Genomic DNA, 14,190 nt, shown 5'->3' with positions numbered 1-14,190 from the left:
GCCCCGCCCCTTCTCGACTCCGGGAGAACCGACGTGACCACGATGTCCCCGGCCGGCACCGGCCGACAGCTGCTAGACGCCGACGAGGCCCGTGTGGCCCGTGCCTCGCGCGAGCTGACCAAGATCGCTGCCGCTCTGGTGAGCCGGCCGATGGACCGTGACCTGCACGAGCAGATGCGCGCCTTCCTCGACAAGGAGTCAGAGGCCTCTCTGGCGTCGTGGGATGTGCTGCTGCAGCGCACGCCGGACCAGCTCAAGGAGCGCATCTCGACGGTCCTGACCGTCCAGGCCCTGCGGACGGCGTCGTGAGGCGGCAGCGCCGGCCGCGCAAGGCGGCCAAGAAGCAGCTCGTCGAGGCGGAGGCCTGGGACGAGGAAGTAGACGAGCCCCAGGAGACGCCGGCGGACGAGCCGGATGAGACCGGGTGGAAGACGAGCACGGCCCAGATGGCCGGGCTCTCCCGGCTGGTCCGTGCCGGTGTCTGGGCGCTCGTGGTCTCCGGCCCCGTCCTCGGCGCGCTCGCGTTCCTCTCCTCGTCCGCTCCCGCCCAGGGCGCGGCCAAACCGGCCGCCGCGGCGTCGCCGGCGTCGCCGGTCGGGCCGGCCGGCTTCGCTGAACTGTTCGTCTCCGCCTATCTGCAGGCTGGCCAGGGCACCGAGCGGGACCTGGCGCCGTACTACTCCGGCTCCGTCGCGCTCGCGGTCAAGCCCGGAACCCGCACGGCCACCCAGTCCACCGTGATTGCCTCCCGCGAGGTCCAGCCCGGCTACTGGTCCGTCACCGTCGCCGCCGACGTCACCGCACACGACGACAAGGGCAAGTCCACGCGGCTGGGCGTCCAGTACTTCCGTGTCGGTATCCAGGCCACCGGCCCGGCCGGCGCCGGCGGCACGGAGCAGGGCGCCACCGCCGGCTACGCGGCGACGTCGCTGCCGGCGCAGGTGGCCGCACCGGCCGCGCTCAAGCCGGGCGGCCTGGCGTACGAGACCGACCGCGGGTCGAGCAGCGCGGACCCGTCGGTCGAGACCGCCCGCGGATTCCTGGCCGCCTACCTGACCGGTACGACCGAGCTCGACCGCTACACCTCGCCCGGCACGCGGCTCCAGCCGATCAGCCCTGCACCGTACGCCGCAGTGAAGGTGACCGGCGTCCAGGACGACTCGTCCGGCTCGGGCCAGCAGAAGGTGCCGGCCGACGGCACGGTGCTGCACCAGCTGGTCCAGGTCGATGCCACGGACCAGGCCGGCAGCCCGGTCTCGCTGAACTACGCGCTCACCCTCAAGTCCCGCGCCGGCCGCTGGGAGGTCGCGTCCGTCGACGACGCCCCGGCTATTCGCGCGAGCAGCCCGCCCTCGGCGGCGCCGCACACCACTACCCCAAGCCCCGACGCAGCCACGGCATCTGACTCGCCGTCGCCGTCGAACTCCTGAGAAAGAGGAATCGTTCATGCGCACTCTGGCAGCAGCCAACCCCGACCACGTCGTCCTCGCCGGCGACGTCCTCGACTGGGCCAACACCAAGACGGGGCAGGTCCGCACGCTGGTCCTCGCCGTGGCCGCCCTCATGGCGATCATCGCCGTGCTGATGGCCTGGTGGAAGACCCGGTCCTTCGTCGGCACCCTCGTCGCCTTCGTCCTGGCCGCCCTCGTGCTCTGGGGCATCAGCAACCTCAACGTCCTCAAGACCAAGGTCGGCTCCGAGATCGACGACACCGCAACGTCGGTGTCCGTCGTCCACGTCACCGGCGACGCCACCGCTATGGCGGGTGAGGGCTGGCGGGTCTCGTGAGCGCCTCGGAGGAGGAGCTGATCGGGCACTCGTACACGCGAGCCCGTAAGCACCCGCTGGTCATCGGCAAGCTCCCGGGAGCCGGCCGGCTCCCGGGAGGGCCCTACACGATCACCCAGGTCATGACCATGGTGATCAGCTTCGGGCTCCTCGTCATGACCCGGGACCTGTGGGCCCACTTCGGCGCTATGAACTTCATCCTCATGGCACTGATCCCCTGGGGCCTGGCCTGGGTGCTGCGGTACGCGCGGCTCGACGGCCGGGACCCGGCACGCGCCGTGCGCAGCCTGCTCATCTACTCCTCCACTCCGGCCCAGGGACGTCTGGCCGGCAAGCCGCAGCGGGTCGCTCGACCGCGACTGGCGACCGCCACCTGCACGGTGCGCGTCCGGTCCGCCGAGCGGCCCGCCCCGGCGGCCGCCGCCAAGCCCGCCCCGGTGCCCGCTCCCGTGGCCCGGCGCACAGCCCGCCCGGGACCGGTGCCAGCCGCGGCCGCGGCGGCCCGGTCGGAACCCAAGACCGGGCTGCAGGCCCTGTTGGCCTCCCTCGACGAGCAGTGACGAACCGCCTCGTCATCACCACCAGCACAGAAGGAAGAACCCATGCGTCTCCCCGTCCGGCACATCAGCGGCCACCTCATCTGGACCACCGCCGCCACCGTGTGGGCGGTGTGGCGCGTCGACACCGAGAACTACACCCACGCCAGCAAGTCCACGAAGCGTGAGCGGCTGGACTCCCTGGAAGCCCTCTTCAAATCCCTTCGGGGCGAGGCCCTCCTGCTCAGCCTGTGCCCGAGCGTCGACGCCGCGTCGGTCGTCACCCGCATGACCGCCGGCGTCGACCTCGACGCCTCCCCCGAGTACGTCGACCTGGCGCTGAAGGTCCTCGACCAGCTCCAGGACCTCGAACTCACCGGCCGCGTCGACTTCCTCGCCGTCCCCCTGCCCCACCTCGACTTCAAGCAGAGCAGCCGGGCGGTCCTCTCCTCGCTCCAGGTCGAGGTCATGGGCGCGCTCGGCCTGCCGGTCGCCCCGATCTCCCTCTCCGAGGAGCGCCAGCGCCTGGAGCAGGCCAACCGCCTGGCGGCCGGCTGGCCCTCCGGCATCAAGATGCGGCCGGCCACCGAGGCGGAGATCCTGTGGATCTATGGGCACAGCGCCCGCCGAGGCCTGAGCGAGCCGCTCCTTCCCGAGGACGGCGCACCGCGCGCCCTGCGCGGCCGCGGCCACACGGTGACCGCCCACACCCAGGTGATCCTGGACGAGGGCGGTCGCGGCACCCGGGCCTCCAAGGGCCCGACCAACCCCTTCAAGCGCCGCTACCTGCGCGCCACCAGCGAACACGGCGACTCCTACCAGGCGTTCTGCGTTCTCAGCGAGATGCCCGAAGCCTTTCGCTTCCCCGGCAGCGAGTACCTGGCGGCGCTGGACGAGTTCAACTTCCCCGTGGACTGGGCCGTCCGCCTGCACGTCGAGTCCGGCTCGAAGGCCGAACCGAAGAGCCGGCGCCAGCAGCGCGAGCTCGCCCACCAGCGCGGCGAATACGACGGGGAGACCTCCGGGGTGCCGGCCTCCCTCGACAAGGCGTCCTTCGCCCTGGACGAGTACCGCGACCGGCTCACCGCCTCCAGCACCGAGGTCGAGATCCGCGCCACCGTCGCCACCTGCGTGTGGGGAACCACCCCCGAAGAGGCCGACGAGAAGGCCACGTCGCTGGCCAACCACTTCGGCGGCAACGACTACACACTCGTGAGGCCCACCGGCGACCAGGTCGCGCTCTTCCACGGCATGCTGCCCGGCACCAAGACCCCGGGGCCGATGCTCGACTACACCCAGTACCTGCTGGCCAGGGACTTCGCCATGTCGATGCCGTTCTGCGGCGCTGGCCTCGGCGACGACTCCGGCAGCCTCTTCGGCCTCCAGCTCAACGGCGGCGGCGTCCGCCCCGTACTGGTCGACTTCTCCCACGGCCCCCGCGTCAACGCCTCGGCATCGGCCGCGTTCGTCGGCGAGCTCGGCTCCGGAAAGTCCGTCGCGATGAAGTGCGCGATGTACTCGATCCTCACCACCGGCCACCGTGCCGGCCAGAGGAACTCCCGCGGCCGCGCCCTGGTCATCGACCGCACTCCGCAGCAGGAGTGGTCGCGATTCGCGAACGCCTGCCCCGGCACGACCCAGATCATCAACGTCGACGAGAACGCCGGCGTCTCCCTCGACCCCCTGCGCGTCTTCCGCGGCCCGCGCGCCGCCCGCTACACCGAGTCCTTCCTCACCCCGCTCCTGGACATCGGCTCGATGAGCATCGAGGGCATCACCCTCGCCGAGGCCATCGAGGCCACCCGGCTCGGGCCCAAGCCCAGCATGACCGCGCTGATGGACACGCTCGCCGACCGGGCCCGCACGCCCGACCCGGAGGAGCCGAACGACAACGCGGTCCGCGCCGCCGCCTCCGAACTCGTGCGCAAGCTGCGGTCGCTGGCGAAGAAGGACCTCGGCCGCGTCATCTTCGACCCCACGCTGCCGGTCGTACGGATCACCGACGCCGACAGCATCGTCTTCGCCGTCGACCGCCTGGGCCTGCCCACCAAGGAGGAGCTCTCCGAGCACCGCCTCCCGAGCCTGGAGGTCGAAAAGCGCTTCGGTTGGCGGCTGATGTACCTGATGACGGCGCTCTGCCGGGAGATCGCGTTCGCCGACCCGAACGAGTTCGCCGGCGTCTTCCTCGACGAGTGCTGGTGGCTCACCTCGTCCGCGGAGGGCTCCAACCTGCTGCTCGAGCTCATCGCCGACGGCCGCAAGCACAACGCCGGCGCTTTCGCAGGCTCGCACGACCCGTATGACATCGGCCCGAAGTCGGAGATCGGCGACAAGATCCGGGCGCTGTTGTCCCACATCTTCGTCTTCCGTCACCGCGGCAAGGCGCTGGCCGCCAGGTGCCTGGAGTTCCTCGATCTCGACCCGGCTGACGAGGAGATGCTCAAGGTCATCACCGAGAACCTCTCCCCGCTCAACGTCAGCGAGACCGAGCGCGCCCTGCGGGCCGGCGAGGGCCTCTACCGCGACCTCCGCAAGCGGATCGCGGGGATCAAGGTGCTGATCCCGGCGGACGAGAACGCCGCCGCCGCGATCACTACGACGCCTGGGCAGGGTGCCGAGGAGGACGACGAGGCCGTGGAGTTCGCCGAGGCGGACGGAGCCCTCGCATGAGCCGCATACAGCGAAGGGGGATCAAGCGGCGCCTCGGTCTGATCGCCGTCCTGGTGGCCCTGTTCACCGTGGTGCTGGCCCCTGCAGCCACGGCAGACCCGTCGCCTTCGCCCAGCACCTCCGCGCCGGCTGCGGGCCCGGCCGGCAAGAACCTGAACCAGAAGCCGAAGGACGGCAGCGACGGCTTGCTCCAGCCGTTCAACGTCACCGACAAGGACGGCGTCCCGATCAGCTCCTACACCGTCAAAACGGATACCGGTGGCTGGAAGGACATCGACCTCAAGATCTGGAACATCGTCGCCCAGCTGCTCTTCGGCGTCTCGAAGTGGGTCATCGGCTTCACCTGCTGGCTGATCAAGTGGGCTCTGAACTTCGGGCTGGCCAAGGTCATGGTCGGCCCCGTCGAGGACATCTCCAGCACCATCAAGAACCAGGTCATCGACAGGTTGGGGCTCCCCGGCCTGTTTCTCACGTTCGCCGGCTTCTACTGCGGCTGGCTGATCCTCTTCAAGGAGCGCTCACGAGGCTTCGCCGAGATCGGGGTCTCCCTCGTCGTCGCCGCACTGACCACCACCGTGCTCGTCTCGCCGGCCCAGGTGCTGCTCGGCCAGCACGACCAGGCTCAGCCGCAGGGCTCCACCATGCTGCTCTCGGAGGGAGGCCTGGTGGGGAAGTCGAAGGACTTCACTCTGGAGGTCGCCTCCATCGTGCTGGCCGACGACCCGGCGAGCGCCAAGGGCAGCGCCGACCCCAACAACGTGGCGAAGCCGATCACTGACGCCCTCGTGGAGGCGTTCATCGTCAAGCCCAATCAGCTCATGGTGTACGGGCAGACCTTCGACGGACAGTGCGACAAGGCGTTCCGCGAGTTCAAGCTCGCCGAGTTCAACCTCGACCAGCTCGGGATGAACTACTGGGACGCCGCGATGATGGACTCGATCTACGACACGAACTTCATCGGGCAGCTCACCGAGAACTCGAAGAAGTTCGAGGCCGCGTGCGGGGACGTGAAGCCCAAGGCCAAGCGGGCCTCCGCCGACCTCGCCTTCTCCGCTCTGTTCGTCGCGATCGCCGCCGTCATCGTGGCCATCCTCATGATCCTGGTCACCGGCACGTTCCTCACCGCGCAGGGCTGGCTGGCCTTCGAGGCGATCCGCGGCCACTGGGCCCTCACCGCCGGCATCCTGCCCGGCGGCGGCCGCGCCACCCTGTGGCGCTGGTTCTCCGCGATCACCAAGGCAGTCCTCGGCGTCATCATCTCCATCCTCTTCCTGGCGATCTTCATCCTGATCGTCCTGGCCCTCATCGACGCGGACACCGGCGACGTCCTCGCCGTCAAATTCATCGTCATCGACGTCACCGCCGTCGCCGGTCTGGCCGGCCACAAGCGCATCAAGCAGACCGCGCAGAGCATCGCGGTCAACCTCAACCGCAAGCTCGTCAACGCCCGCGTCGGCGGATCCCGCCGCTCGGTGTTCAACAGCCCCGGCCGCTATGCCGAGACCGCCCCCGGCCTGAAGCAGATGTGGGGCGAGGCCCGCGGCGAGGCCCGGCGCGTGAGCAGGCCCGTCGGCCAGGGCATGAAGGCCGCCAAGAACGCCTGGGTCGGCTCGCCGCAGGCCAACCGCAAGGCCAGCCGACTGCGAACCGCGGCCCGGCTCGCCACCAACGCCGCCGCAGCCGTGGGCACCGGCGGCGCGAGCGCGGCCGCAAAGGTCGCGGCACAGCAGGCGGCCAAGCAGACGCTGAAGAAGCGGTTGGCCACGGCCGCCGCGAACAAGATGTCCCAGACCCGGGGCGGCAGGGCCACCATGGCCACCGGCAAAGCGGCCGCCGCCACCGCCAAGTACGGCGCCAAAGCGACGAAGTTCGCCTTCATGGCCACCGTCGGCGCGCCGGTGGGCATTCCCCGCGGCGTCGCCGCAACCAAGCGGGGCGGCGCCGCGGCGGTAGCACGTGGGAAGAAGGTCGCCGACGACCTCAAGGCCGTGAAGGCGCGCACCGTCGACAAGAAGGTCCAGGAGGCCAAGGACTTCAAGGACGAGTACGTGCGCAACGTCGCCACGGCCGGGAAGTTCGTGGCGAAGCAAGGGACGAAGGCGCAGGTCAACCTCGGTCTGGCGCAGATCAAGCCGAACCCGAGGGCCGCGACTCCTCCCGGGCCCCGTGCCGGAGCGATCGCGCCGAAGACCCCCGGGGGCGCGCCGTCGGCGGCCGGATCCAAGACCCCCGGCAAGACCGCGCCGAAGGCGGCCGGGACGAAGACGCCGAGTTCGGTCAAGCCGCCGGCTGCCGGGCCGGCCGCGGTGCCGAAGATGCCGACCCCGCCCACCCCTGCACCGCCGACACCGCCGGCCAAGCCGTCTGGTCCGCCTCGGGCCATCCGGCGAGCCACCCGGCCGCCCGGCCCGCCCAGGCCCCGGCCGTAGCCGGGGCGCGGCCGGGACCTCCAAGGTCCCGGCCGCCCAGATCACCGCACCAGAACCACCTCACGGGGGACCTCCATGCCCAAAACCGATGCCGCGCGTGTACGTGCTCAGCGCGGGACGATCGCGCTGTTCGTCGCTGCGGCTGTCCTGGCAGCTGTTGGTGTCGCCCTGCTCCTCGGACTCGGTGGAGGCGAGCGTCCCGCCGGCTCCGGATCGGCTCCGCGTACGACCGCGCCATCCAGCGCAGCGGTCGGGAACGGCAAGGACGACACACCCCCAGCCGAGGCCTCGCCCAATGCCGAACCGTCCGGGTCCCATGACGTACCGGACCCCGACCCGGCGCGGGTTCCAGCGCCGGTCGACGAAGTGGCCCGCGCCTTCACGACGGCATGGGCCAGCCACGACGCCCGGCCGGGCCGGGACTCGTCGTTCGACGACGCATCCAGGCGTGCCGCCGCCTACGCCGCCGGGGACCTCGCCGAGGACCTGCGCACCCACACCAGCGGCAGCGCCGGCACGCAGCAGTGGCTGAGCTGGAAGGACCGCCAGGTCCAGGTGACCGTGACGGTTCTGCGGGTGTCGCTGCCGGACGGAGCGCCAGCCCCCAGCGAGGACTCCAGCTTCGCGCGCGTGATCTACAAGCTGAAGGAGTCGCCGGCCAAGGGGCCCGTCACCGAGTCCGAAGAGCAGGTGGCCCTCAAGCTGCGCCGCGGCGCCGACGGCAGCTGGCGTGTCGTGGGGCTGCCCAATGTCTGAGCAGGGCGAGTCCAAGGTCCTGCGACGGGTGCTGATCGCGGGCCTTGTCTCCTCCCTGCTCGGACTCGGCCTGATCATCAGCGCCGTGCTGGCACTGTCGTCGGCGATCGGTGAGGACAACACGAGCGACGCACTGGAGAACGCGGGATTCGGCGGCGGCCTGTCGGACACCAAAGAGATACCCGACTGGCTGCGCCCCATCATCCTCGATGCCGTGTCGAGGTACGGCTGTGCGGAGGTCACTCCCTCGCTGATCGCCGCCCAGCTCTACCAGGAGTCCAACTTTCGCAAGAACCCGCCCGACGGCGGAGCCGGCGCGTTGGGCATCGCGCAGTTCATCCCCTCCACCTGGGCGACCGAAGGCATCGACGCCAACAACAAGGGTGGTGCGGACCCGCTGGACCCTGAGGACGCGGTTCCCTCGATGGTGGCCTACGACTGCAAGCTCGCTGATGAGATCCGCAGCGTGCCCGGTGACGTCGTCGACAACATGCTCGCCGCCTACAACGCCGGCGGGAACAACGTGAAGAAGTACGGCGGGATCCCGCCGTACGAGGAGACGCGCAAGTACGTCCGCGAGATCCGGGACCGGGCTGAGCGCTGGTCCGCACCGATGGACGGCAAGACGTCCGGGGGTCTGGCCAAGGTCGTGGCGGGCGCCAAGGAGGCCTACAACACCCCCTACGTCCTGGGCGGGAACTGCAAGCCCCCGTTCCAGGGCTCCAACGGGTGCGACTGCTCCAGCCTGGTCAAGTACGCCTGGAGCAAGGTCGGCGTGAACCTCCCCCGTGTCACGTACGACCAGGTCGACATCGGCACCAAGGTGAACTCGCAGAAGGACCTGCGTCCCGGCGACCTGCTCTTCTCGGGCGGCAGCGCCTCCAGCCCGGAGCACGTCGCCATGTTCATCGGCGGCGGGGAGGTGATCGACGCGCCGCATACCGGTGCCCGCGTCCGGATCAAGCCCCTCTCGTTCTGGAAAGGCCGGATTTTGATCATGAAGCGGCCCAACTACACCGAGCCCGGCTCGGGCAGCACCTCGGGCTCGTGGGTCGCCCCGGTCGCCGACAAGCACATCGGCACCGGCTACCGGGTCTCGGGGTCGATGTGGTCGAGCGGCTACCACACCGGGATCGACTTCCCGGTGCCCACAGGGACCGCGATCCGCGCGGTCGGCCCGGGCACCGTGGTGACGGCCGGCTGGAACAGCGCGTACGGCTACCAGGTGGTGATCAAGCACGGGGACGGCAAGTACTCGCAGTACGCGCACCAGTCCTCGCTGAACGTCTCCGTGGGCCAGAAGGTGAAGGGCGGCGACCGGATCGGATACTCCGGGGCCACGGGCAACGTCAGCGGTCCGCACCTCCACTTCGAGATCCGCACCGGACCGGAGTACGGATCGGACATCGACCCGCTGGCCTACCTCCGCGGTCACGGCGTCGACATCTGACCCGTCGGTCGGCGTCACGTGCCCCTGCAAGGGGTCGTGACGCCGACCGACGCAACACCGCGAAGAAATTCGGAGCGGAGTGTCACACCGAGCCGGATCCCGACACCTGTAGCAGGTGAAAAGCCCGTTTGCTCTTTGGAGGTGCCGCCGTGCTCCCGACTCCCCCCGTGCCCGCTCCGGCCGCCGCGGCGCCGCCGCGCGCCTCGTCCTCGGGCGGTGGGCGATGACCACGAACGACCTCGTCGACGGCGTGATCGGCTTCATCGGCGACCTTCCGGGTCACGCCGAGCGGCTGACGGACTCGGTGATGGCCAACGCCTGGTGGGTCGCGCTGCTCGCTCTTGCTGCCGGCGGCGGCGCTGCCGCAGTCCGCTGGGCCCTGTCCCGCGGCCCGATGGCCAAGCGAACGGCCCTGGAGGTACTGCCGACCACGGGCTTCGACCCGAAGCCGGAAGAGGTCATCCGCTTCGGACACCAGATGGCCCGCGCGCACAAGAGCGTGTCGCGCTGGCTCGTCTCCTCGACCCGCACCAGCGCCCTCCGTGTCCGCTTCACCATCTCCAACGGATCGCTGTCCATGAGGGTCGAGGGCCCGGACCGAGCGATGTCGGTGCTGCGCCACCAGGGCTACGCCCAGGTGGAGATGCGGCCGGTGGAAGCCGACGGCAGGGCTGCGCGCGAACGGCCGCAGATCCGGCTCGGCTCCTGACGCCCCGACGCACACCACAGACAGGTAGATCATGACCATCGCACCAGACACGACCGTCGCCCAACCGGTCGACCTCGCCAAGCCGGAAACAGGCGGCCGCGGCAGGCCGGCCACCCGGGAGATGCACTACGCCCGCGCCGAGCTCGCCCTGGCCCTCCCCGACCACCTCGCCCTGCGCGAAGTGCCGCTCACCCCGGATCCGCTCGAGGCCCTGGCCAACGCGGTAGCCGACGTCCGCGAGGACCTCGGTGAGAGCGCCGACGTCGTCCTGGACCTCGTGCCCGTTTCCCCCAACCGTGTCAGCAGCCGCCGCCGGCGCCTGCTGGCACAGGCCCGCCGCAACCCTTCCGACGGGCCGGCCATACCCGGCATGCCCCAGCAGCGCACCAACCGGTTCGGCTTCGACCTCGGCGCGGTGATGTCCGAAATCGCCACCGAAATGAAAGGCAACCAGGGCGGCGGCGCACGGCAGCGGCAACACCACCAACAGCGCACCACCTACCGCATCACGGACATGAAGGCCGCCATGGGCAAGCTCGTCCCCGGGGCCGAGCCCGTCTTCTCCATGCAGCTGCTCGTGCGCACCTGCGCTCGCGACGAGTACCGGGCCCGGATGCTGCTCGACCAGGTCCTCGCCGCCCTGGAGCCGTGGTCCGGCGACAACCACCTGCGCCCCGTCGGTCTCCACCTCGGAGTCACCCGCGTCCGGGCGGACCACTGGATCTACCGGGGCAGGTTCGACCGCCGCTTCGAGACCGGGCTCTTCGTACCGCGCCGGCACTCCTGGGTGACCGCCCAGGAGATCGCCGGGCTGCTCAAGCCCCCCACCAAGCACAACATGGCCCCGAACATCGCCCGCTCGGGCGGAGTCGTCCCGCCGCCGCCCGCCGCACTGCCGACGTGGACGGGACAGCGCGGTCTGCTGCCTCTCGGGTGGGTGGCGAAGTCCGGCGGCGGGGAGCGCCTCGCCGGCGTCCCGCTGAAGTACCTGCTCTTCGCCCTGTTCCTCGGCAAGTCCGGCTTCGGAAAGACCGAGATGTCGCTCGTGCAGGCGATCGCGATCGCCCACGGCGGGTTCGGCGTCCTCTTCCTTGATCCCCATGGTGACGGCTGGACCCGTGCCCGGCCGTACCTGGCGCACAAGGAACTGGCCGACCGGATTTGGGAGATCGACCTCACGAGCCCCGAGCTCGACAAGATGGTCGGCTCCTGGAACCCGCTGTCGATGGAGCGCCGGCGCGAGTCCGAGATCCCCGACATCGTCCAGTACATCGTCACCGGCTTCGCCGCGGCCTTGAACTGGTCCGACTCGGCCGGCCGTGCGAAGACCATCCTCACGCGCGCGGTCGAGTCCTTGGTGTACCTGTCGTGGCACGTCTGCCGCGCCGGCCGGCCCGACCTTGCGCCCACCGTCTTCCAGATCCGCACGATCCTCACGGACGCCGTCTGGCGGACCAACGTGCTGCCGTACCTGCCCAAGGACATCCGGGACTTCTGGGAGAACGTCTTCCCGGGCTACAGCAAGGAAGCCATCCCGGTCGTCACGAACATCATCGAGCGGTTGTCCTCCTCCAACGCGATCAAGGCGTTCCTCGGGTCGAGCCGGTCGACGTACGACATCCGGCACGCCATGGACACCGGGAAGATCGTCTTTGTCTGCCCCGCCGGCACCGGCGACGTCGACCGCATCATCAGCTCCCTGCTGATCTACGACCTCTTCCGGGCCGGCCTCTCGCGGCGGGACACCCCGCCCGACCAGCGGCGCGACTTCTACACCTTCATCGACGAGCTGACCAGCGTGGACGGCGCATCGAAGGGCACCCTCGCCCAGATCACCGAGCAGCTGCGCAAGTACAACGTGAAGTTGCTCGCCATGACGCAGATGGCGCAGCGGTTGAGCGCCACTACCAGGCAGGGCCTGCTGCAGAACCTGTCCATCCTGTCGACGACCGCGTCCGACGTCGACGAGGCGACGCTGGTCACCCGCCGCTGGGGCAAGAAGGTCGCCCCCGACACGATCGTCCAGCTCAACCGGTACAGCTACGTGATGTCCGTGACGCTCGAAGGCGGCACGACCGACCCGTTCCGGGTCCGCGGCGCCTCGGTGGAGGACCTGTACGGCGACTACTACCGGCCGCAGAACGAGGAGCGGCTGGCGCGGGCCATCGACGAGAACCTGCAGCGGCGCTCGGTCCGCGACATCCTCACCGACCTGCGCCGCCTGGACTCGCGGCTGCGCCGGTTCATCGTCACCCTCCCCGTCCCGCCGGACGACGACGAACCGGCCGGCGCCGATCTGCCGCCGGACGAGCCCGACTTCGACGAGGTCGCACCGCCCGACCCCGAGGGCCCGGACGGACCGGTCGACGGCACCGCGTCCGACAGCGGAGCGGCAAGGCCGCGCGTCCACGACAGCGAAGGCACCGTCATCAGCGGCGCGGAGCCGAACCCGGCCGAGGAAGCCCCCGACAACGTCCACCCGATCAACCCCCACCAGAACCAGTCGAGGCTCGGATGACTCTGCCCCCTGTCGAAGCGGCCGCCGCGGCGGCGCCTACGCGTAGCTTCGCGTCACCCACGCGCAGCTTCCACGCGATCGGCGGCGAGGTCCTGGAGCTGCTGTACCAGCACCGGGTGCTCTCCACCCACCAGCTGCACGTGCTGCTGACCCTGCCGGAGAAGCGGCCGGCCCGCCCCGTGTACCTGCGCTGGCAGCTCGGCGAGCTGCTCCAGGCCGGACTGGTCGACCGGATCCGGGCCCAAGGGCCAGGCGGTCGCGGGCGGGTGCAGAGCCAGCCGTTCTTGTGGTTCCTCACCGAAGCCGGCGCCGAGTCCGTGGAGGAGGCCGGCGAACTGCCCGCGCGGCCGTACCGGGTGACGCCCGAGTCCGTCGCCGGCGCCCGGCAGGCGCACACGCTCGCGGTGAACGAGGTCGGGGTCGCCTTCGTCGAGTGGGCGCGTCGGCTGGGGCACGAGTGCGGGCCGCTGGACTGGACCCCCGAAGTCGCCAACCGGATCCGCGACGGCCAACGACGCTTCGAGGACGACCACGTCATCAGCGACGCCGTCCTCAACTACGTGCACGTGGAGAACGGGCGGCGCACCATGCTCAGCTTCTTCGTCGAACTCGACCGCGCCACGATGACCTCCGCGCGGCTCGCCGCGAAGCTGCAGGCGTACGGCCGGCTGTACGAGTACGTCCCGCAGAGCGCGGATCGCACGCGACGCACGCCGAACGCGACCAGGCCGGCGTGGATGTACAACTACCCGGTTTTTCCCCGGGTCCTGGTGGTTCTCGACGCGGCGCCGCCGAAGGCCGGGGAGCCGGACCGGCGCCCGCAACGGCTGGCCGCGCGCACCGAGGACCTCTACACGCGCGCCGGTGCGGACGTCCGCCTCAGCCGGCTCAAGGGCGACATCAACATCGGCGTCACCACCCTGCAGCAGCTCCAGGAACACGGGCCCTTCGCCCCGATCTTCACCCCGCTGCTGCGTGGCACTCCGGCCACCCGGCCCGCCCCAACCGACCTCTACCTCGCCACGAAGTGACCGGCCGCTCCCCGCGGCCCTGAAGGAAGCAGTGCCATGACCAGTACCTCGTTCGAGGCTCCGCCGGACGGCGGGAGCATGATCCGGCTCACCGAGATCCTGCACCGCAGCGTCAAGCTGCGGCAGCGGCCGTGGCGGCGCTGGCCGAGATCCTCGCCACCGCCGAATAGCCCGACCTCGACAAAGACGTCGCCGACCACGGCCGCGGAAGCCGGCCCGTGTCCGCGCCGCCGGCTTCCCGCGGCGCCGGTAGCGCGGCGGACGCGAGCCGCTGACCGTCGCCGAGCCCCGGCGCGGCGAAGG

Annotated in this window: 12 protein-coding genes; 11 read left to right on the top strand and 1 reads right to left on the bottom strand. The window is 70.5% G+C overall.

Features of this window, described 5'->3' with window-relative positions; translation table 11 throughout:
* The 11 genes from GUY61_RS23685 to GUY61_RS23635 form a co-directional block, all read left to right on the top strand.
* Positions 1–309: hypothetical protein (locus tag GUY61_RS23685; protein ID WP_243766697.1), on the top strand; the 309-nt coding region annotated here is incomplete at its 5' end.
* On the top strand, positions 306–1,430 hold the full coding sequence (locus GUY61_RS23680; RefSeq protein ID WP_166632252.1) for a conjugal transfer protein: 1,125 nt from the start codon (positions 306–308) through the stop codon (positions 1,428–1,430). The genes GUY61_RS23685 and GUY61_RS23680, both read left to right, overlap by 4 nt.
* A gap of 16 nt (positions 1,431–1,446) precedes the next feature.
* Positions 1,447–1,788 (top strand): hypothetical protein, encoded by a 342-nt coding sequence (locus tag GUY61_RS23675; protein WP_166632251.1) that lies wholly within the window; start codon positions 1,447–1,449, stop codon positions 1,786–1,788.
* Positions 1,785–2,348: a hypothetical protein gene (locus GUY61_RS23670; RefSeq protein WP_166632250.1), complete on the top strand. Its 564-nt coding sequence runs from the start codon at positions 1,785–1,787 to the stop codon at positions 2,346–2,348. The genes GUY61_RS23675 and GUY61_RS23670 overlap by 4 nt, the downstream gene beginning before the upstream one ends.
* Positions 2,349–2,390: 42 nt before the next feature.
* Positions 2,391–4,994 carry an ATP-binding protein gene (locus GUY61_RS23665; protein ID WP_166632249.1) on the top strand — a complete coding sequence of 868 codons (2,604 nt, stop codon included), beginning with the start codon at positions 2,391–2,393 and terminating at the stop codon, positions 4,992–4,994.
* Positions 4,991–7,423 carry a hypothetical protein gene (locus GUY61_RS23660; protein WP_243766696.1) on the top strand — a complete coding sequence of 811 codons (2,433 nt, stop codon included), beginning with the start codon at positions 4,991–4,993 and terminating at the stop codon, positions 7,421–7,423. Before GUY61_RS23665 ends, GUY61_RS23660 begins: the two co-directional genes overlap by 4 nt.
* 75 nt (positions 7,424–7,498) lie before the next feature.
* The gene (locus GUY61_RS39255; protein WP_208106375.1) at positions 7,499–8,179 is read left to right on the top strand and encodes a hypothetical protein; all 681 of its coding nucleotides are present in this window, start codon (positions 7,499–7,501) and stop codon (positions 8,177–8,179) included.
* Positions 8,172–9,629 (top strand): peptidoglycan DD-metalloendopeptidase family protein, encoded by a 1,458-nt coding sequence (locus GUY61_RS23650; protein ID WP_208106374.1) that lies wholly within the window; start codon positions 8,172–8,174, stop codon positions 9,627–9,629. Before GUY61_RS39255 ends, GUY61_RS23650 begins: the two co-directional genes overlap by 8 nt.
* A gap of 223 nt (positions 9,630–9,852) precedes the next feature.
* Positions 9,853–10,338 carry a hypothetical protein gene (locus tag GUY61_RS23645; RefSeq protein WP_166632248.1) on the top strand — a complete coding sequence of 162 codons (486 nt, stop codon included), beginning with the start codon at positions 9,853–9,855 and terminating at the stop codon, positions 10,336–10,338.
* 31 nt (positions 10,339–10,369) lie between these two features.
* The gene (locus tag GUY61_RS23640; RefSeq protein WP_166632247.1) at positions 10,370–12,856 is read left to right on the top strand and encodes an ATP/GTP-binding protein; all 2,487 of its coding nucleotides are present in this window, start codon (positions 10,370–10,372) and stop codon (positions 12,854–12,856) included.
* Positions 12,853–13,887, top strand: coding sequence for a replication-relaxation family protein (locus GUY61_RS23635; RefSeq protein ID WP_243766695.1), 1,035 nt, complete (start codon positions 12,853–12,855; stop codon positions 13,885–13,887). Before GUY61_RS23640 ends, GUY61_RS23635 begins: the two co-directional genes overlap by 4 nt.
* A 112-nt stretch (positions 13,888–13,999) precedes the next feature.
* Here the strand turns inward: GUY61_RS23635 and GUY61_RS39250 are convergent.
* A partial coding sequence (locus tag GUY61_RS39250; protein ID WP_208106373.1) for a hypothetical protein occupies positions 14,000–14,190 on the bottom strand: 191 nt, incomplete at its 5' end.

The sequence above is a fragment of the Streptomyces sp. GC420 genome (assembly GCF_009916105.1).
GTDB lineage: Bacteria > Actinomycetota > Actinomycetes > Streptomycetales > Streptomycetaceae > Streptomyces.
The sequence above is the reverse complement of the archived record's forward strand: the minus strand, read 5'-3'. Positions and strand labels throughout refer to the sequence as shown.

Coding starts and splice junctions, on each gene's coding strand:
- GUY61_RS23660 (WP_243766696.1), top strand. CDS start 4,991: ATGAGCCGCATACAGCGAAGGGGGATCAAGCGGCGCCTCGGTCTGATC.
- GUY61_RS23635 (WP_243766695.1), top strand. CDS start 12,853: ATGACTCTGCCCCCTGTCGAAGCGGCCGCCGCGGCGGCGCCTACGCGT.
- GUY61_RS23640 (WP_166632247.1), top strand. CDS start 10,370: ATGACCATCGCACCAGACACGACCGTCGCCCAACCGGTCGACCTCGCC.
- GUY61_RS23645 (WP_166632248.1), top strand. CDS start 9,853: ATGACCACGAACGACCTCGTCGACGGCGTGATCGGCTTCATCGGCGAC.
- GUY61_RS23675 (WP_166632251.1), top strand. CDS start 1,447: ATGCGCACTCTGGCAGCAGCCAACCCCGACCACGTCGTCCTCGCCGGC.
- GUY61_RS23665 (WP_166632249.1), top strand. CDS start 2,391: ATGCGTCTCCCCGTCCGGCACATCAGCGGCCACCTCATCTGGACCACC.
- GUY61_RS39255 (WP_208106375.1), top strand. CDS start 7,499: ATGCCCAAAACCGATGCCGCGCGTGTACGTGCTCAGCGCGGGACGATC.
- GUY61_RS23650 (WP_208106374.1), top strand. CDS start 8,172: ATGTCTGAGCAGGGCGAGTCCAAGGTCCTGCGACGGGTGCTGATCGCG.